Annotated in this window: 18 protein-coding genes and 1 pseudogene; 1 reads left to right on the forward strand and 18 read right to left on the reverse strand. The window is 60.5% G+C overall.

All coding sequences use genetic code 11. The annotated features are described in order from the left end of the window. The first annotated feature begins 210 nt into the window (after window positions 1-210). The gene (locus tag BV034_RS28940) at window positions 211-2,916 is read left to right on the forward strand and encodes a DUF6797 domain-containing protein (RefSeq protein ID WP_050030423.1); all 2,706 of its coding nucleotides are present in this window, start codon (window positions 211-213) and stop codon (window positions 2,914-2,916) included. Between the two features lie 447 nt (window positions 2,917-3,363). Here BV034_RS28940 and BV034_RS28945 read toward each other — a convergent pair whose 3' ends face one another. The 18 genes and pseudogenes from BV034_RS28945 to thiE all read right to left on the reverse strand — a co-directional run bounded on the left by BV034_RS28945 (window position 3,364) and on the right by thiE (window position 19,428). Further along, on the reverse strand, window positions 3,364-3,969 hold the full coding sequence (locus BV034_RS28945; RefSeq protein ID WP_050030424.1) for a hypothetical protein: 606 nt from the start codon (window positions 3,967-3,969) through the stop codon (window positions 3,364-3,366). A gap of 481 nt (window positions 3,970-4,450) precedes the next feature. Further along, a complete protein-coding gene (locus BV034_RS28950; RefSeq protein ID WP_050030425.1) occupies window positions 4,451-4,858 on the reverse strand; it encodes an SMI1/KNR4 family protein in 408 nt (135 codons plus the stop codon). 23 nt (window positions 4,859-4,881) lie between these two features. Continuing rightward, the gene (locus BV034_RS35265; RefSeq protein WP_265593587.1) at window positions 4,882-5,178 is read right to left on the reverse strand and encodes a hypothetical protein; all 297 of its coding nucleotides are present in this window, start codon (window positions 5,176-5,178) and stop codon (window positions 4,882-4,884) included. Between the two features lie 11 nt (window positions 5,179-5,189). Further along, complete coding sequence (locus tag BV034_RS28955) at window positions 5,190-5,498, reverse strand: hypothetical protein (RefSeq protein WP_050030426.1); 309 nt, start codon at window positions 5,496-5,498, stop codon at window positions 5,190-5,192. A 374-nt stretch (window positions 5,499-5,872) separates the two neighbouring features. Next, window positions 5,873-6,429 (reverse strand): annotated as a pseudogene (locus tag BV034_RS28965) (sugar O-acetyltransferase). Between the two features lie 401 nt (window positions 6,430-6,830). Beyond that, window positions 6,831-7,181 carry a hypothetical protein gene (locus BV034_RS28970; RefSeq protein ID WP_050030428.1) on the reverse strand — a complete coding sequence of 117 codons (351 nt, stop codon included), beginning with the start codon at window positions 7,179-7,181 and terminating at the stop codon, window positions 6,831-6,833. A 90-nt stretch (window positions 7,182-7,271) separates the two neighbouring features. Continuing rightward, the gene (locus tag BV034_RS28975; RefSeq protein ID WP_265593588.1) at window positions 7,272-7,706 is read right to left on the reverse strand and encodes a hypothetical protein; all 435 of its coding nucleotides are present in this window, start codon (window positions 7,704-7,706) and stop codon (window positions 7,272-7,274) included. Between the two features lie 542 nt (window positions 7,707-8,248). Continuing rightward, window positions 8,249-8,899 carry a hypothetical protein gene (locus BV034_RS28980; protein WP_050030430.1) on the reverse strand — a complete coding sequence of 217 codons (651 nt, stop codon included), beginning with the start codon at window positions 8,897-8,899 and terminating at the stop codon, window positions 8,249-8,251. Between the two features lie 40 nt (window positions 8,900-8,939). Then, window positions 8,940-9,416, reverse strand: coding sequence for a hypothetical protein (locus BV034_RS28985; protein ID WP_050030431.1), 477 nt, complete (start codon window positions 9,414-9,416; stop codon window positions 8,940-8,942). Window positions 9,417-9,549: 133 nt separating this feature from the next. Further along, complete coding sequence (locus tag BV034_RS28990; protein ID WP_050030432.1) at window positions 9,550-10,002, reverse strand: DoxX family protein; 453 nt, start codon at window positions 10,000-10,002, stop codon at window positions 9,550-9,552. Window positions 10,003-10,475: 473 nt separating this feature from the next. Further along, window positions 10,476-11,138: a DUF4291 domain-containing protein gene (locus BV034_RS28995; RefSeq protein WP_050030433.1), complete on the reverse strand. Its 663-nt coding sequence runs from the start codon at window positions 11,136-11,138 to the stop codon at window positions 10,476-10,478. A gap of 111 nt (window positions 11,139-11,249) precedes the next feature. Beyond that, complete coding sequence (locus tag BV034_RS29000; RefSeq protein ID WP_265593590.1) at window positions 11,250-11,879, reverse strand: DUF6304 family protein; 630 nt, start codon at window positions 11,877-11,879, stop codon at window positions 11,250-11,252. Between the two features lie 175 nt (window positions 11,880-12,054). Further along, window positions 12,055-12,450, reverse strand: a complete 396-nt coding sequence (locus tag BV034_RS29005) for a hypothetical protein (protein ID WP_050030435.1) — start codon at window positions 12,448-12,450, stop codon at window positions 12,055-12,057. A gap of 503 nt (window positions 12,451-12,953) precedes the next feature. Next, window positions 12,954-13,418, reverse strand: coding sequence for a DUF2127 domain-containing protein (locus BV034_RS29010; protein WP_050030436.1), 465 nt, complete (start codon window positions 13,416-13,418; stop codon window positions 12,954-12,956). Window positions 13,419-13,574: 156 nt separating this feature from the next. Next, complete coding sequence (locus BV034_RS29015; protein WP_050030437.1) at window positions 13,575-15,197, reverse strand: SBBP repeat-containing protein; 1,623 nt, start codon at window positions 15,195-15,197, stop codon at window positions 13,575-13,577. 409 nt (window positions 15,198-15,606) lie between these two features. Next, window positions 15,607-17,322 carry an ABC transporter ATP-binding protein gene (locus BV034_RS29020; RefSeq protein ID WP_050030438.1) on the reverse strand — a complete coding sequence of 572 codons (1,716 nt, stop codon included), beginning with the start codon at window positions 17,320-17,322 and terminating at the stop codon, window positions 15,607-15,609. A 187-nt stretch (window positions 17,323-17,509) separates the two neighbouring features. Next, on the reverse strand, window positions 17,510-18,424 hold the full coding sequence (locus tag BV034_RS29025; RefSeq protein WP_050030439.1) for a PfkB family carbohydrate kinase: 915 nt from the start codon (window positions 18,422-18,424) through the stop codon (window positions 17,510-17,512). A gap of 371 nt (window positions 18,425-18,795) precedes the next feature. Beyond that, window positions 18,796-19,428, reverse strand: a complete 633-nt coding sequence (gene thiE / locus BV034_RS29030) for a thiamine phosphate synthase (RefSeq protein WP_050030440.1) — start codon at window positions 19,426-19,428, stop codon at window positions 18,796-18,798. Window positions 19,429-19,511: the final 83 nt, after the last annotated feature.

A 19,511-nucleotide genomic window follows, 5' to 3' on the forward strand; every position in this document is an offset into this window, starting at 1 on the left:
GGGCAAACGGAAACCCACCCCCTCATCCTCAATTCCGTAAATTCCGTTCATTCTGTCTAACCTCAGTTTCATTCTCAGTCTCTGTGCCCTCTGCGTCTCTGTGGTTAAGCCCGACTCCCCTTCCACCCCAACCACCAACCACGAACTAAGAACCCGCCCCTTTCACCCGTAGAGCTTTTTCCGTCACCACCTCCCCTGCCGGGACATGTCATGATGACCGTGAAAGCAACCGCCCCTCTCCTCGCCATCCTTCTGCTCACCGCCGCCCCTCTCCTGAGCGCGGCGGAGCTGAAGCCGAAGCCCGGCCCATTCTTCGAGCCCGACTTCCCCTTTTACCAGACCCAGGTGGATCTCACGGTCCCCGGCGGCCCCCTGGCGGAGAACTTTGCCGTGCGCGGCCTCGTGCTACCCCTGGCCCACGGCATGGCAGTCGCCTTTGATCAGGATCTGCTGCGCATCGCCGGCATCTGGTCAACCTCCACGGACAAGCCGCTGGTGACCCCCATGAACATGGCGCAGATCTCCTACGCCAGACCTCATGACAAGGCTGGCGCGCAGCATGCCAGGCCCACCGGCCCCATCTTCTTCCCCACCGCACTCAAGCCCGGTGCCGCCACTTCCGCAGAGGCGCTGAAGACCGACCCGCGCCAGCCCAATGCGACCAGCGATCTGGGCCGTGGCGCGCTGCCCGACGCCCATGGCCGCTTCCTTGGCATCGAGGATTGCGGCACCACCGCCGTGCTGCACTACCGCGTGGGCCAGACTCGGGTGCGGGAGTGGCATGAGGTCCGACCCCTTTCCGGGCAGACCGTCATCCTGCGCCACTTCGCGATCCAACCGGAGCCGGGCCAATCAGCCCCATCGCCGTCGCAGCCCCTGCATTTCGCCGTCGGCCCGGCCACCTGGTTGCTTCCTACAACCCGGCTCGCCACCTGCTCCACCCCAGAGGGTGCGCTACTCGCCGTCGCCACCAATTCAGACGCCCTCACGCTCGCCACCCAGGATGGTGAACTCACCGCCACCTTCACCCCTGCACCCGGCGGGAAGGAACACCGCTTCACCCTGGCGCTGGCACTGGCGCTCGCCCCAGGTTCCGCACCAGCAGCCGCAGAGGCCTCCTCCCTGCCAGGCCAGATCGGCGTCACCCCGCCCGCCCCCACGCCGGGCAGCGCCCGACGCTGGCCGGAAGCGATCACCACCGCTGGCACCACCGGGAGCGTGAAAGCCAATGGCCTCGCCCTTGATCTCCTGGCCCTGCCGGAAGACAACCCCTGGAAACGCCGTGTGCGCGCCGCCGACATCGGTTTCCTCGCACCCGATCGCGCCGCCGTGCTCACTTATGACGGCGATGTGTGGCTCGCAGACGGCCTCCAGTCCCCCAACCTCGAGCGCGTCACCTGGCACCGCTTTGCCTCCGGCCTGCATGAGTCCCTGGCCCTCGCCATTGTGGATGGCGGGGTCCAGGTGGCCACCAAGAACGGCCTCGTGCGCCTGCGGGATCGAGACCATAACGGCGAGGCCGACTGGTATGAGAACTTCAGCGACGCCATGCGCCAGAGCCAGTCCACACGCGCCTTCCCTCTGGACATGGACATCGGCCCCGATGGCTCCACCTACGTCTCCCAGGGCGGCATCCCCATGGGCGGCGGCGGCACCTCCTATCTCGGCAGTGTCGCCCGCATCACCCCGGACGGGCGCAGCGCAGAGATCATCTCCACCGGCGCGCGGGAGCCCTACGTCACCGTGCACCCGCAGACCGGCCTCATCACCGGCACCGACCAGCAGGGCGCCTTCATCCCCTCCTCCGTCAGCTACCTCATCCGCCCTGGCGATCACTTCGGCTTCAATCAGGAGAAGCCTGCCAAGCTCACCCCGCCGCTCCTCTGGATCCCTCACACGGAGGACAACTCCTGCGCCTCGCAGGTCTGGATTACAGGAAACAAGTTCGGCCCCATGGCCGGTCAACTGCTGCACCTCTCCTACGGCAACGGCGGCCTCTTCCTCATCAGCCCAGACCTCGATGCTCCCATCCCACAAGGCGCGTTCATCCCCCTCGGACTCGATACCAAGATCCCCATCCTGCAAGGCCGCCTCCAGCCTGATGGTGCCGCCGCCTGGCTGGCAGGATTTCAAATCTACGACTCCCGCGCGCCCCAGCTCCAGGCCCTCGGCCGCCTCCGTCTCAGCGGCGATCCTGTCGCCAGCCCCATCTCCGCCAAGTCCTGTGCCGATGGGGTGATCCTGAACTTCGCCTCCCCACTCAAGGCCGACAGCGTACGCGCCGAGCAGGTCACCGCCCAGGCCTGGAACTACCTCCGCTCCAAGGCCTACGGCAGCGGCCGCTATCGCAAAGACGGCACCGTCGGCATGGACCCCGTCGGCGTCTCCCAGGCTGTTGTTTCCAAGGACCGCCGCTCCGTCTTCATCCACCTGCCCGGGCTCGGCCCCGTCATGCAGCTCGAGGTGCGGCACACCTTCAAGCTGGAAAACGGCACCCCCGCAGAAGGCGTCACCTACTTCACCATCCACCAGCCCCACGCGGTGAATCTCGCCCAGAGCGGCTTCCCCGGCGTCGATCTTACCAAGACCGACATCGTCTCCCGTCCACAAATCGAAGGCCTCCCCACTGAAACGCTGGGCAAGACACTCAGCGTCACCTTGGGCTGCATCGCCTGCCACTCCGTGGATGGCACCAAGGAAGGCAAGACCGGCCCCACCTGGAAAGGTCTCTTCGGCATCGAGCGCGAATTCGCCGACGGCTCCCAGGAGTCCGCCAACGAGTTCTACCTCCGCGACTCCATCCTCAATCCCCAGCGCAAGATCGTCAAAGGCTACCTCCCGGGCATGGCCAGCTACAAAGGCGTCCTCACCGATGCCCAGATCGAGTCGTTGATCATGTACATCCGGAGCTTGTAGGTGGGGGGGCGCGATGGCGGGTCAGTTCACGTTGCTTTCCTCGCACCCATTCTCTCTTTCGTTCCCCGCCAAACTTCAAACGCCAAACTTCAAACTTCAAACTTCAAACTTCAACGTCTAGATCAGCACGTCCGCTCGAGAACGAGCCTGGGCAACCAGGCACCTCAAACCTGGAACCCATCCCACCTCATGAGGGCCAACGGCCCGGCGTCATACCAGCCCAGGGCAACGCCCTGGGAACTGGGGAACAAAAAAATCTGAGGGCTGAAAGCCCGGCGTCATTCAACGTGCGTCCCTCCCACCCCGAAGGCCAATTCGACCGCCCAATCACCCAGCGCCCCTCCACCTGGATGCGAAGCATCTGTGGAGTGCGGCGAGAATCGCCGCTTTCGCGCCCCTTGCAACTTCCTGCAACCTTGACACAGGAGCAGAGTGAGACCCGCGTCGTCAAGCTCTTCCGTCTGCTTCAGCCACCACCCGCTTCCACGTCTCCGTCAGGGTTATCTCCTGAGTGCAGGTTTCAGCATCCATCAAACGGAAACTGTGGCGGGCAAAATGGCCTGTCGACGGAACGGTGGATGAGAACAGCAAGACCGTATCGTTGCCCACCACATTCGAGATCACCAACGGCTCCCCATCTGACAAACAATGTCCTGAGACCGCTGGAGGCTGAGAAGAGACGTCAAAGGCAAACTCCACGTCCGCATCATCATCCTCATGTCGCCAGATACCTGTGAGGTCCCCAGCCTCCGAGGGACTCATCATAAAACGGCTGATCGGGAGCCAAGCCACCCGAAAGCCTTCGAACCTCTGCTCGAGAAGCTTGGGAAGTGCCCGGCAGTTCTCGTCAGGCACAGACAGGTGCAGTACGTACTCCCCACCATGAAAGGTCCCAACTTCAAGATGCGAGACCTTCAGGCCACATGCCTCTGCGAGTCGGACCGCAGCCGTCATGGCAATCACGTATCCTTCCCTCTCATAGACGTGCCATTGCTGATGGTGCAACGCATCGCGCTCGGATTCATTCAAAGCCAACCACTGATCGTACGTCATAACGCGAGGGTGCAACATTCTCATCCAGCCAATCAGGTTGTTCCAGAAAGGTCAATCCGCGAATCCGGGGCAAGATACACGCCCAAGGTCAAAGAATCGCCACCTGCACCCGCTAAAGCCGACGTCCCCAGCCTCCGACAATACTCAGTTCCCCTTCACTCCCACCCCGGAGGCCAATTCGACCGCCCAATCACCCATCGCCCCCTCCACCTGGATGCGTAGCATCTGTGGAGTGCGGCGAGAATCGCCGCTTTCGCTCCCCTTGTGACTTCCTTGAACCTTGATACACGAGCAGAGTGCGCCCTGCGTCCGTCGAATGAGCACGACCACCCAGCAACTCCCCCCAGCCCTCCGACCCCCGAACCCGGAGGGTTCACCATGAATAGCCATAGGCCGGCCGAGTGTAGCGAGGACTGCCTATGGTATCCGCCCGAGCACTCACTACCGCGCAGCGGTAGGCCCATCGCGTCACCCACCCCCGTTACGCAATCACCTCCCCAACCGGTCGGAAATAACGCTCCGCCAGCTCTGTCATCGTGGCTGCGACCCGGGTGGATCCGGATCCAGGAAGGTGCATCACCAACGGCCAGGGCTCACCCGCCGTCATGTCATAGGCCAGATGCTGCGTGCCACCATCGGATCCAATGACGACGAACGTCGGCCACAACTCCTCAAACACCGACCTCAGACTCAACATCTCTGAGGAAGAGTAGAGTTGAAGGCAGTCGAACCAAGCCGGATCATCCTCATCAAATCCCACCTCGCCTCCATCAGATCGAGCCAGGAACTCGAAGTAGTCGTCGGGCACCGCAGCCGGAAGCACGGCCCGGACCGCCCTGATGACATCCTGGTTCGCACCAGGTGGAAACAAACTTGCAACGACCTTCATGGCGGGTGGCGGCTGAAGCGAGTTCAACGTTCGCACGGATTCCGATGAAACCACCGTGAGGATCGCGCAACGAGCCATTTGTCGGCGACCGCAGACAACGCCAGCGGCTCGGGACCACCGCCCTGGACAAAGTCGCTTCTCCGCCCAGGCAAGACTTCATCAGAGCCGTCTGCAAAACGGATGCCGTGGTCCTCACCTCGATAGTCGTGCCAGTAGCAGGCAATCACGACAGCTCCGTCCAAGATATCGTATTCATAAGCACCGAATGGGTCACGAACGGTCCCAGTGTGCCGGATGGTGAAACGTTCGGCCTTTTGCATGAGTGAGTGAACTAGTCTTGTTGGGGTAACAGGGACGCTGCAGGGACGGGTTCTTGATGCAGCTCCTCGGCAAACCGCTCGATGCCGGTGCAGTTGTCGCAAATCAGAGCCGAGGCTTCTTCATTAAGCCATTCCATCTCCAGAAAGGTGAGCCCCCTGGTGTTCATCATGATCTTCTTTTTGAAGAATGTAACTCCGTGACACCGGGAGCACGAGATCACTCTGCCACGTATCACCCAGGCATTCACGAACTGAACCGGCGACTCACCAGACTGCGCGAGGTTCTTGGGTGGACCGTCTCGTCGGGGTGGGATCTTCATGAGTGGTTTTGGGTGCAAGTTAGATTCCAGTCCGCCCACCTGCGAGCACAAAAGGTTACGAACGCATCACAGGGCTCCACAGCACCTGATCTAGCCATTCCACGCCCTGTTCAGCTTGGCTTCTTATTCACCGGCTCCACGTCCTAGATCGATCTCAACCATCGAAAAAAACGGATCCCGGCGTAAATTCCGATCCCTGCCCCCAAGACCATGCCAGGGATGATTTCAGGCCAATCAGGCTTTCCATAAGAAGGTGGGAAGAGAGTGATCCACGCGGGCACGATGAGAAAGATCGAGGGAACCGCCACCACCCCAAAAAGGACGATGGATGCAGAAGCTGCGCCGATTACATTCATACTTAGGATGTGCCCCAGCTACTCCGTCAACCGTCGAATCACCCGGCACGGATTTCCCGCAGCAACGACATCAGAGGGAATCGACCGCGTGACCACGCTCCCAGCACCGATCACCGTCCGGTCGCCAATCGTCACGCCGGGGCAAATGATGGCGCCACCTCCCACCCAGACGTCCGAGCCGATGGTCACCGGCTTCGCCGCCTCCCGCCAGGTGCGGCGCTCCATGGCGCTAAGCGGATGCGTCGCGGTATAGATCTGCACCGCCGGCCCAAAGAGCACATTGCTGCCGATGGTCACCGGCATCACATCCAGCACCACGCAGTTGAAATTGAAGAACACCTTGCTGCCCAGCACGATGTTGTAGCCGTAGTCGCAGTAAAAGGGAGGCTGGATCCACGCGTCGTTCGGATAGCCGAGCAACGCATCAAGAAGACGCCGCCGCTCCTCCGGTTCATCCTCCCGTGATCATTGAAGCGCTTGAAGAGATCCCGACAGCGCTGCCGTTCCCGGGAAAGCTCAGGATCCACGGCATCGTACAACTCTCCAGCCAGCATCTTTTCCTTCTCCGTTTTCATAGCAGAATAGATCGCGTGTGTCAGCCCAACACGATACAGGCGGTCTCCGAAAGCGCAGGCAAATTCAGCCCATAGAGGCCGCAACAATTCATTTCACAAGGGCCAACGGCCCGGCCTCATACCAGCCCAGGGCAGCGCCCTGGGAACAAGGGTCCCAGGAAGAACCTGAGGGCTGAAAGCGCGGCGTCATAGAACGTCCCTGCAATGTTCACCCTCCGGCCCACCTCAAGAGCCACGCGACTGAACCGGCTAAAGCCGCCTACTACCTTGCCCGCCCTCGCTCACCAAAAAGAGCGAGGGACATTCTTGTCCCGGTTCGCTGCAAACGTCCCATGACATCGACCTCAGATACACAGCACCAATCCAGGTGCATTGCAGCGCACCCAACAGCTCCAATCCCGCTACTGCGTCAGGCGACTGTGCAAGTAGGCGACAAGGGAATCTACTGTACGCAGCCCAGCCAGTTCCGAGCCGACCAACCCGGGATCCGGTGAAGCAGCAGCAAGCTCAGCGAGGACCGAAAACGGCAGCGCCTCGGAGCACCTCCATTCCGGGATGGCTATGGGACGCTGATCGATCCACGTACCATCCTGTTCGAACCTGATGCCTTTGGAATCGATTAAGAAGTCACCTTGATCGCCCCAATACCATTGATCCACATCGTCGCGCCAGCAGTCGATTGACAACAGCAGCTCAAGGCTCCCATCTCGACGCACTATGATGGCGGGGAAGACTGGTGCAATCAGGCTCATCGTATGAAGTCATCAACTAGCGTCAGCTCTCACCCCATGAATGGTTCCCGTTAACGCAAAAATCAATGCATGCGAAGCGCGACAGGAAAGTCATTGGATGGAAACGCTGATCCGGCTTTTCAGCTTTTCAAGGTAAGCATCAGGGTGATCAGCAGTGGTCTCAAGCTGGCCTGTCAGCGCGCTTTGACAAAGCAAAAGTGCATAGGTGAGGTTCTGTTTCCAGGTCTCATTGTCAGTCACATGCGTGAGCAACGCTTCTCGCGGTGTCAGCAAATCCAACAACACCGCCTTGTCGTTGACAATCTCCAACACGCTTTCCAGTCCAGGACAGCATCCAGTCCAACGCCAGCAAGTGTGGCTCAACTCAGCAAGTTTCGTGAAATGCTCCGGATGGAAGACCTGTACTGAGAGCAGGAAGTAGTCAGCTACGGACTCACACAGGCCGGATGTCGTCCAGAACCCTTTTTCGTCAAACGAGATAAATGAACTCACCTGTTCCACCTCATGTTGTTCCAGCATCATCATGAATTCGCGAATCCATCTCGTCCACAGGATTGATCGGCATTTTGTGGCAACCGAATTCCAAGCGGAGGTTGTGCCCGCGATGACCTGCTACGGCCCACCAACAGGCTAATGTGACGACGAGCTTGCCCGCCCACGATCACTAAAGTCACTTTTGATCCTCGCACCCTGTCCGTCCCGGAGGGACGCTGGACCTTAGTCGGTGGTGACAACCACCGGATTTCGTGCCCCAACCCTTTTGCGTCCCGGAGGGATGCCGGAACGGACGGCGAGTAGCACTTGGAAATCCCGCGATATCAAAGCCTCAAGGCGAAGATGCTCTCACTTGATCGTCGTTTGACATTCGAGTGAATACGATGGCTGCCCCCGTGGCAATGGAATGTCGGGCTGCATGGTAGAGTCTCAAACAGGAATACGACTCTCTACCGTATCGCTCCCAGAGTGTGGCCCCGGTGCCCTGCGTTTCGGCCGCCATGAAGACGCGATCATCCTCTGGATCCAGATCAAGCGGCAGTTCCAGATCTTGATCAATTGTTTGCCGCACGTCAGCGATCAAGTGACGCCGATTCGCCTGCTGCGTCACTGGCCGGGTCAGCATTTCTTGATGTCGCCGACACCGCTGTTTTTTGATGCCGCACGTAGTCCGATTTCATGGACGGGAGCAGCGGCAACTTCACCCACTCTGCGGGAGCGGTGGCTTCACCCTTGTCGTAGCGAAATTTGACTCCATCTGGAATGCCGGCAATGAGGTTCAGATAGGCTCCGCCCTCAAATGAGTCCCACGTGCCGTACGGGCAAATTTGCAACTTACCGCCGGTCATCTCGATGGAGACCCCCATCTTGGAGCGCTCATCATCAATCGATGTTTTCGTGTCTGGGTGCCCCATCCAGCTCAGCGACTTCTTAACCTGCAAATCAACTGAGGACATTCCATGCCGATAGACTGAGGTTCCCTTGGGAAGCACGATCGTTCGAACCGTCTCCGGCAGCTTGAACTGGCATTGCTCATAGCTGTCACCATTAATGACGAGCGGGTTCGCCGAGAAACCAGAATGCACAATGCTCCCCTTCCATTCATCCCTGGGGACAGGCTTCGATGCCGGCAAAAGTGCGGCATAGTCTGCCACCGGCGCACTTTGGCATGCAGCCAGCAGTACAGGAAGCACCGCGATGGCGACTCGCTTGAACCATTGCATGGAATGAACCTACACCCACTTCGCGGGCATGCTGGAAAAATCAGCCTTGATCACCATGCTTGTCGGACAAAGATTCCCAATGGCGATCCCGCAGGTCACGCACCGTTCCATAGATGTCAGCGTTGTCTGAGATCACAAGCGCATCATCCTCGATGGGCATCGGCATCTGCTCCAGACCATCCAGAAGCTGGCTGACTGCCGGCCCCGATGCAGCCAGAGTCTCCTCCCGGCAATAGACGGCGATCAACTGATGGTCCAGGTGGCGGACCACGCGGCCCCGAAGAAAGCCGCCATAGTCCGGTTCGTCATCCAGGATGTCCTCGAATCCTGGGGGCGGGCATGAGCGATGACTCCGTCTGGCATCGTGCAGTTTCCCGTCAGGGTAGATCCAGAACACAAACTCGGGAATGCCAAGGGTGAGGTCTCCAATCGCAGTCCTTCTGCCCCGATATTCAGGCGAGAGAAAATCGAACCACTTGCAGGCTTCCTCTCGAGGGACGCTACCGACGGTGATCATTGCAAATCGAGTGTCCCCCAAGAAAGACTACCGACCGCTGACGTCAAGCCATGAAGGAGCATCACCATCCGATGCCGACACCAATTTGCAAGCAGTGAGCGTTCAGTCACTTCGCCCCCGCCCAACCCATAACCTACTTCCTCCCAAATCCCGCCCAGGCCACCGCAGCCAGGAAAAAGATCTGCTCCAAGGTGCGCTGCAGCAGCGGCGTGGCAGGTTCACCACCAATCATCAGATGATGCTGGGCCGCGTAGTAGTTGGCCGGGAACACCGCCAGCAGCAGCAGGATCAGCCCCACCGCGGCCACGCGCCGCATCGCCGGGATGAAGATGCCAATGGCCCCCGCGATCTCCGCCACTCCGGTGAAGGTGACCCAAAATCCCGGATTGCCAAAGGCCGGCGGCACCATGCGCATGAGATCCTCCCGCAGGCCGATGAAATGCGCCCCGCCAGTGAGAAGAAACAACGCCGCCACCCCGGCGCACAAGGCCGCAGGCAGGGTCTGAAACCAGCCCCGGTCCAGCTTCAACGCTCCAGCGAGCCGGGCAAGCGCGGTGACAACGATGAGTGCGATCAAGGGAGCCATGACGAGAGACAGACAGGGGATGAAGGTGGCAGCCTACCTGCCGGTTACGTCTGGCGGAGCCCGGCGGCGTGAGACAAATTCGATACAACTCCTCATCCTCCGCCCGGCCCGACTTGATCCCCTGCGCCCATTCTCCGTTCTTTAAAACTCACAAACTCCGCCAAAGCCGCGGTTCCCGCACGCACTCCATCCCGACGCGTCGGGACGTCGCCAGGTGTCGGATGCGATTCGAAAACATCCCCCCCTCACATCGCCTCCCATCTTGCAGGGCACCACGCCCCACCCAGCAACCACCGCCATAGCCGAACCCGGAGGGTTCACCATGAATAGCCATAGGCCGGCCGAGTGTAGCGAGGACTGCCTATGGTGGTTCACTGGAGTGATCCCTACCGCGGAGCGGTAGGCCCATCGCGACGCCTGCCCCTGACCTCAGTCACACCCTGTGGCCCGTCCCTTGTTCGAATGAGAGCTAGTCAAACATCCTCCCCACCCGCTTGTTCAAGCTTGGTTGACTGAAGCCCCACGCTCCGCCAGGCATCCTCGCGCTTGGGATAGTAAACTTCCTCGGAAGGGATCATCAGCTCGTCGGATCTGCTCAGTGCCATAGCCCTCTGTGCCGCAACGAACTCGCTGATGTCCTCAATGGCCACCACGTCATCCCTGCCGTATCGACGAAGCATATCACCCCGCAACCCCAGCTGAATCGCCCGCCTCTCTTCCGCTGCACCCGTAGGACTGTGATCAGGATCCCATTGAAGACGTACATTCGATGCTTCTACCGCCTTCTTCCAGGACTCCTGATCGGGATAAAGGGCGCTTGTGAACGTCGAAGGTACTGCCACGGCCAGCATCTCATCAAACAAGGTGCGGGGCAGGGTAATCGCGAGGACAACCTCCTGACCTTCCTTGGTTCCCCACCCAGAGCGATACATCATCCAAAGAAAATTCGGCTTGATCCAGCTCATGCGCGAAAAGCTGAACTCTCCCCCGAAGACCTGAAGCTCAGCCGCGTAGCGCCCGATTGAGGGGCGGTAAGCCTGGTAAACGATGATGTTCTCGTCGTCGTATTGGGCAAGAATGTGCCGCCCTGAAGCAGGCCAGCGGTTTTTCTGATCTTTGTATCGTTCTACGCGCATGGGTTTCGTTTCAGCGTCAAACAACCGATTACAATCGGAACAGTGATCCTGGGAAATGGCATGCCTCCACCGCTTCCCCTGAAGCCATTTGTCGTTCCATGAACTGCGTAGTCAACCTCGGTAACCTCTGCCTTTCGGGCGCGATTCATAGTGAGGGCAATAGTGTGTCTCCTGGACATCATCTGTTTTTCGTTTCCAGATCCTGAAAATGTCAGCTTTCGACTTCACAAGACGATACTCGTCAGCCACATCTCTGAAGCAAGCCAGGCAACCAAAGGCCCCTTGACCAGCGGGACTGTAGTCGCTGAGTCCACAGGTGATGCAGCACTCAAGTGAAAAGCCCGCAGGCAGCTGCTCAGTGAGTGAGCGCAACTCTTCCTCGAACAGCCCAGAAACCCCTGTCGAACGAATTGAAAACTCCGGTTGATGAAGGCTCACTTCAATGTCTTCACGATCCAGGCCGCCCCGCTCCACAGGCAGGCCCAAAACAACCTCCGCCTGAAGATCGGCCTGCCGGAGCCCGTCTGGAGCTTGGAGCCGAACTGGCATCAGAATGTTGAAAGTGCATCCGCAGATGTCCCCGAGCGACAAATGAAACAGATCCGTGGCAATGGCTGGCGTAAGTGCATCGAATCCCCAGCCAGAACACTCAATGCCCCGAATGGTCGTCATAAGCGCTGATCCAGTTGAGTGGATGATGATAGACTCCTCCCCTCGTTGATCACGAAAAATGGCCTTCATTGATGTCATGGGGCTCTCCTTTGTTTGACCTCTCTCCTGTCACGCACGATGCTCCATCCCAGCAACCACCGGACCGCAAGCGCGGAGCACGTCGTCGCGAGTCGAATTCCCCACAACCGTCAAACACAGCGCATGCCGGCCGCTCACTGCAGCGTCAGGCCAGATGCGACCTTGCTCAATGGAGTTCGGATCCACAGTGAGGACAGAACCGTTTCTGCGAGAAGATGGGTTGACGGTACAAGGTCTTGCCACACGAGTCGCAGAAGCGCGTCGTTCGAATGTTGAGGAATGAGACAAAGATGACCGCGGGGACCATTAGATAGAGCACCTGCGGCTGCGCGCGCCCCATGATGAAGTAAACGAACGCGCCGAAGATGAGGCCGATGCCTACGTTAAACGCTGGCCAAATCTGCCGTTTGAGCGCAGCGCTTCGGTTAAAGTGGAAGAACAGAAAGCTGCCCAACCCGAGCAAACCCCAAACCACCATGAACACGACAAACTCCTGCGGTGGTCCATCTCCGCCCCGGGCTACGGCGGCCTCCGCAATGAAAATGGGTTCGTTTCCGCTCATACGCTGTATATCGCTGCGTTCAAGCTACGATGTTTCGCAAATGCGCAGGCAAAAATCAACACCGCTTTAGCACCTGCGTTTTTTTGGTCGCTGCCCAAATGGAAACACATTGCCATGGCATTTCAGCCAGCGGGACACCCTGCCTTCCATATCACCACAGCTGAAGTCGCCACCGCGCCCGAGGCAAGCTGAGGCTTGAACGACGAACAACTTAGCGGTTCACTAGAACCTTCTCCCACCCATTGGACGTCAGGATCCGCGCGACTGAACCGGCTAAAGCCGTGCACTACTTTGCCGGCCCGCGGCTGTTCAAAGCAGTCCAGAGCTTTAGCTCGTCGAGAGCAACCTACCCGACCCGCCTCCAAGCTCCAACCCAACCGCGCCCACCCAGCAACCTCTGCCGCAGCCGTACCTTCCGGGTTCATGAGACAACCGCGCTCATCACTCCATCACTCCATCACTCCATCACTCCATCACTCCATCACTCCTCTGTGCCTCTGTGGTTAAACCGCACCTCGCCCCCTCCCCCGCCCCCTCCGCACCAGGGCATGCACCATGACCGCGACCACCACGAGGTTCACCACCAGCAAACTCCAGTGAAAGGCCGAGGGCTTCCGCATCAGGGCCAGGATCTCAAATGGCACATAGATCGCCCCACTCCCCGCCGCCAGGATCTCCGCCCAGGTCTTCTCCCGCAACAGGCCGTACGCTTCCACAAAGCGTAGCGCCGAATAACCCACCGCGCCCGTGGCCAGTAGCAACAGCCGGACGTTTTTGAGATCATCTGCCGCCAGGACGAAAATCTGCGGGTACTTCGATGCGGGGTTGAGGTGCAAGTGCTCCACCAGCGAAAGCGCGAGCGCATGCACATCCTTGTGCACGAGAGACAGGATCGCCGTCGCCGCAAGCAGCACCACCAGGCCCTTACAGGCCTCGATGGCAGCGACAATTTTGATGGCACGGCTCACGGTTTGAACAGCAAAGGGGACGGATACGGTTTCAGTTTCAACGACAACTCCGACTACAAGCACAGCGTCGGTCTCTTCGCAAGACAGCATCAATCACATGGCCCACCCAGCCACCTCACACCCACCCCATCACAGCGGTGGGCATGGCCACTTGCCTCACGGCGGCGGCCCCCATCTTGCGAATCTCGCCAACACCACATCCCCCGCGCCACAGCCGCCTTCGTAGCAGCTCCCCACCCCGCCCGCAAAACTGGCCTGCCACGCCTTCCGTATCGGCCAGCCTTCACCCGAGCAGGAACCAGTGACATACAGATCACCATTCGGTCCCAGACAACCGGAGCGCCCATAGTCCCACTTGGCCCCGCCCATACGCGTGGAGTATGCCAGGCGACGGAGATCCGGCTCAAGCAGGACGAGCACGGCGTCATTGTCCCCGCCAGGCATCGCTTGGAAGGCATCGGCGGTGCATTGGAAATTGTCCGAATTCGACTGCCCCGTGACAAAAACCCGCCCGTCACGATCAACGCCAATGCCATCGAACCCTTCCTCTCCAACACCCCCGAGCAGCGTGCTGGCGACGAGATTGCCCACCGCGTCAAAGCGTGCCACCAGCGCGTCCACCTTGCCACCACCGTACTGGGTCTGAAATGCGCCCGCCGTGACGGGCAGATCATCAGCCGTAGTGTGCTGGCTGATCACCGCGTTACCCGCAGCGTCGAGCGCTAGATTGTGCGTGCTGCAACCTCCGGAATCCCCCGCTCCGCCGAAGTACGTGGCCCACTCCAGGGAACGACCATTTGCGCTGACCTTCACCAGGTAGGCGTCCTGCCCGCCGTGGTACTTGCGATCATACGCACCGGGTGTCGTGACCATGTCCGCAGACTTCGTCCAAAACAACAGGCAGGGTCGACCTTCGGCGTCTACCCGCACGCAGGCCTCCTTTTGCTCGTCTTCGCTCCCGCCCAGCCAGGTGGCCCACAACACGAAAGCACCATCCGCCGCGATCTTGATCACTCCGTTGTCCCGGCCACCCCGCCTCGTCGGCTGGAAGGTATTGGCGAACCACGCGGCAGGCAGCTCCTGCGCACCGGTGCCTGGAGCACTCTCATAGGCGAGATGTGTGAAGACGTTCCCCTGCGCATCGAGATCAAAATCACGGCACAACGACCCCACTCCCACATAGCTTGCCCAGACCAGGCCCGATCCATCCGGCTTCAACTTCGCGACAAAGCCATTGTTCATCCCGTAGATGCCCGCATCAACCCCGCGAAAGGTGGGCTGGAACGCGCCTCCTGTAACCGGAAACCCCGGCCCTGCCCGGCCACACACATAGACAAACCCGGCAGCATCCACCTTGATGCCGTAACCGCGATCATAGTTCGGCCCGCCGAGATAGGTGGACCACAGCAGCTTCCCCTCGGGATCAAACTTGCTGACGAACACATCGCAATGCCCCCCACTCCCGATATCTTTGCCGCCCCGGTTGTACGTGCGGTCATAAGCACCAGGCGTGGTAGGGAAATCCACCGACGTCGTTCCGCCGGTGACATAGGCATTGCCGGCCGCATCCACACAGACATCCCGAGCCTGATCCCAGCGCACCGCCCCCCCGAGATACGTGGAATACGCGAGCTGATAGGCCTCCGCCGCCGCCTGCACCTGCGTGGCGAGGCTGCCCACCAGGGACCAGAGAAGGAACCCAATCAGGCCAGCAGGATAGGGTGACAAGGCAGCGCGGGCACACCTGTGACGCCGAAGATCAATGGGGGTGGAGGTCATGGAGCCGGAGTGCAAAGCGCAACAGCGCGGGGTTGGGAAATTCAGGCAACCCCATTACAGTCGTTTCCCAGAGGTTCATCAACCCCTCTTTGCACTGATGCCTCCTCCTCCCCAAAACCAGGTGGAGGCGAAGCCGTCCGAAACTTGAACAATGGACAGTTTCCGGGTTCGTTGAAACATCACCGGGGCTTCCTCCCAGAGACCCCACGACTGAGCCGGCTAAAGCCGATCACTACTTTGCCCGCTGCGGCTCCCCCAACTCCCGGCAAACAGGTTCACCTCAAGAACCCCAATTCTGTTAATTCTGTCCAAAAATCCGTTGCCTGTATTTCCTCATTCCTCTGTGCCCTCTGTGTCTCTGTGGTCAAACCTCATCCCCTCCTCACCCCTTTCTTACTCAATCACCAAACTACGCCATCAGACTCGTTCGGCACAGCCCCGCATACAGCCCGTTGTGCGCCATCAGCTCCTCGTGCGTGCCGTTCTCCACCACCACGCCCTTTTCCAGCACATAGATCCGGTCCGCGTTCCGCACCGTGCTCAGACGGTGGGCGATCACAAAGCTGGTGCGGTTCTTCATGAGCTGGTCCAGCGCCTGCTGGATCTGCCGCTCCGTCTCCGTGTCCACACTGGCCGTCGCCTCGTCCAGCAGCAGGATGGGCGGATTGCGCAAGAGCGCCCTCGCGATCGACACACGCTGCTTCTCCCCCACGCTGAGCTTGATACCGCGCTCGCCCACCTTCGTGTCCAGACCATCCGGCAGGGCCTCCACGAAGTGCTTCGCATTCGCGCTCTCCAGCGCGCTCCACAGCTCCTCATCCGTGGCCGTGCGCTTGCCGATGCGCAGGTTCTCCCTCACCGTCCCGTTGAAGAGGAAGCTCTCCTGCGTCACATAGCCGATGCTCCGGCGCAGCCAGCACTTGTTCAGCTCATGCACCGGATTGCCGTCCAGCAGGATCTGGCCGCGGTCATATTCATAGAACCGCGTCAGCAGGTTGATCAGCGTGCTCTTGCCCGCCCCGGTGGGCCCCACCAGGGCGATCGTCTGGCCCGGCAGCGCCTCCAGGCTCACATCATTCACCGTCGGCACCTTGCCATAGGAGAAATGCACGTGGTCATAGACGATGCGCCCCTTGATCTCCTCCAGCTTGCGCCCCGCGTCCACATCCGCCTCCTCCTCGGCGTCCAGGATGTCGAACACCCGCTCCCCGGCCGAGCGACCACCCACAAAGAGCTGGTTCAGCGAGTGGATCTGCTCGATGGGTTCATAGAAATAACGCAACACCAGGATGAAGAGGGCGAACTCCCCCTTCGTCAGCGTGCCCTGGAACAGCTCCTTGGCGCCAAACCACAGCACCAGCAGATAGCCCGCATTGTTCAGGAACCGCATGCTGGGCCGGTAGATGGACCACACCCGCATCAGGTGCAGGCTTGCGCGACGCAGCGCATCGCTCGCCAGGTTGAAGCGCTCATGCTCCTCCTGCTCCATTGCATACGCCTTGATCTGGCGCATGCCCGCCACGTTGTCATGCAGCAGGGAGTTCATCCCGCTGCTCGCCTTGCGCACCTTCCGCGCCCGGTCCTTGGAGGTGAGCGTGTACGTCAGCGCCCCGGCCATGATGAAAGGCACCGGCGCGCACGCCACCCAGCCCAGCGTGGCATTGGTGTGAAACATCAGCACCGCCACCACCCCGATCTGCAGCACCGCGATCACCCCCTGCTCGATCCCGTCAATCAACACGCGCTCCACCGCCGGGATGTCCTCCGACACCGTCGTCATGATGTCCCCCGTCGGCCGGTTGTCGAACCACCGCAGCGGCAGCCGCTGCAGCCGCTCATACAGCTCACTGCGCAGGTCATAGATCACCTTCTGCTCAAAGGTGTTGTTGAGCTGGATCCGCAGGCTGTTGAAGAGGTCCTGCCCAAAGAACGCCGCCAGACCAATCAGGATCAGCCCCGGCAGCCGGTCCATCTGCCCGTTCGGGATCACCACGTCCACAATCTCCCGGGTCAGGCTGGGGAACACCAGCACCAGCAGGGTGCCCAGCACGGCACAGGCGAGTTGCGCCCCGGCCATCCAGGGGTAGCGGCGGACATAGGCAAAGACGCGGAAGATCGTTTTCAATCAGGTGGTGGTGGGAAAGTAAAACGCGGGCAGACTGGGCAATGTCGGGCAAAACCGCAGAGACGGGATTCGCCCGTGCGGGGTCTCCGGTTGCAACGGCGGAGAAAAAAGACAAAAGGAGGACGGTTCCCCGCCCTCCTCCATAGATTAGATCGGCCCTCATCAGCCGGATCCGAGAACCAAAGCTTTAGAAGCTCGTGTAGGAGCGCAGCTCTTCCAGGCGGCCCTTCACCTCATCCAGCGTCACCGTCTGCAGGCGCTGCGTGCTGAAGGCCTCGCAGGTGAAGCTGGCTGCCACACTGCCGTGGGCCACGGCGGTGCGCAGGTCGGCAAAGGTCGGCTTGCTCTTCCCGTTGGCCGCCAGCCAGCCGATCATGCCGCCCAGGAAGCTGTCGCCCGCACCGGTCGGGTCATGCACCGCGCTCAGCGGGTACGCGGAGCAGGCGAAGAACTCCTGCGGCCCGGTGCCGAAGAGGAAGCTGCCGTGTTCACCGCGCTTCACCACCACGTACTTCGGCCCCTTCGCCTGGAGCCGGCGGCCCGCCTCGATCAGGTTCGTCGTTTCCGCGAACTGCTTGGCCTCGCCGTCATTGATCACCAGGAGGTCCAGCTTCTTCATCACATCATGCAGACGCTCGTTGGCGATGTTGATCCAGAGATCCATCGTATCCGCCGCCACGAACTCCACTTCCGTGCACTGCTCCAGCGTCTGGAGTTGGTTGTCCGGGCTCATGTTCGCCAGCACGGCGAACTTCGCCTTGGCCGCCTCGGGCGACAGCTTGGGGAGCCAGTTTTCCAGCACATTGATGCCCACCTTGAGCGTGCTGCGGTTGTTCATGTCCTCGTGGTACTCACCCGTCCAGGTGAAGCTCTCGCCCGAGTTGCGCTCCAGGCTGTCCAGATTGATGCCGCGGCTCGTCAGCATGTCCAGGTGCGCCGCCGGGAAGTCATGCCCCACCACGCCCACCAGATGCACCGCCTCACCAAACAACCTTGCGGAAAGCGACGCATACGGAGCGGAACCGCCCAGCAGGCCCTCCTGCGACTGAACTTGCGTCTTGATGTTGTCGATAGCGACCGAACCGGAGATGATCAGGGACATGAGTAGATGAAAAGAAGGATGAGGTTGAGGGCGGCAGACATGAATGCAGGCCCCCTCGTACGCAATCGGTATTTTCGTGGGTCGTTGGGAGTGGGAGTGCGGTCAGATGCCGTTTGGCACTGGGTCGTCATCCTCTCCGGATTCCAGTGCGTCAGTAGGCAGTGCGTCAGTGCGTCAGAGTCGCGGGGCACGACACTGGAGGCCCCCCCTCCCGCTCCGCCACAAGGGTTGGAGTCCCGCTTTCAAGCGGTCAGGCCGCGCTACCCCGGACGCCACTGCCAACCTAACACGCTCCTCATCCCTAAACCAGCGAAGCGTCTCAATCAGGCGCTTGCGCCATCTCAACCAGGTGCCGCCCCGGCGGCACCGTCTCAACCGGCGCAGCCCTTCAACCAGCGTAGCGCCTCAACTTCTCCCCTCACATCCTCCGCCTGAAGCCACGCGGAAACAATCACCACCCGCTTGGCCCCCGCCCCCACAATCTCCGGCAGGCGCTCCGGGTTCACCCCGCCAATGCAAAACACCGGGCAAGTGGCAAAGGCATTCACCTCCGCAATGTCCTGCAACCCAATGGGCACGTAGTCCGGCTTCGTACCGGTGGCGTAGAGCGGGCCGAAGCCGATGTAGTCCGCCCCCTCCGCCATCGCCGCCCGGGCCTGGGCCACACTGTGGGTGGACTTGCCCACAAAGCATCCTGGCCCCACGATGCGCCGGGTGGCCTCCACACTCTGGTCATCCTGTCCCACGTGCACGCCCTCGCTGCCCACCGCCGCCGCCACCTCCGGGTGGTCATTGATGATCAGCGGGATCCCGCCGTCACGGGTGATCGGGTGCATGAGCCGCGCCAGGCGTTCCACCTCCGCCGCCGTGAACTTTTTGGCACGCAGCTGCAACAGATCCACGCCGCCCTCCACCAGAGCCAGCGTCATGGTGGGCACGTCCTCCGGTTTCACATAGCCCAGATCCACAATGCCATAGAGATAAGAGTCCTTCAGCGCGCGCATGCGCCATGCTCCACGGGGTGAGGGGCGCGGTCAACGCCGCACCAGCGATTCCAGTTGACCAGTCCCACCAGACTGTGGACTCT

The organism is Verrucomicrobium sp. BvORR034 (assembly GCF_000739635.1).
GTDB lineage: Bacteria > Verrucomicrobiota > Verrucomicrobiia > Verrucomicrobiales > Verrucomicrobiaceae > Verrucomicrobium.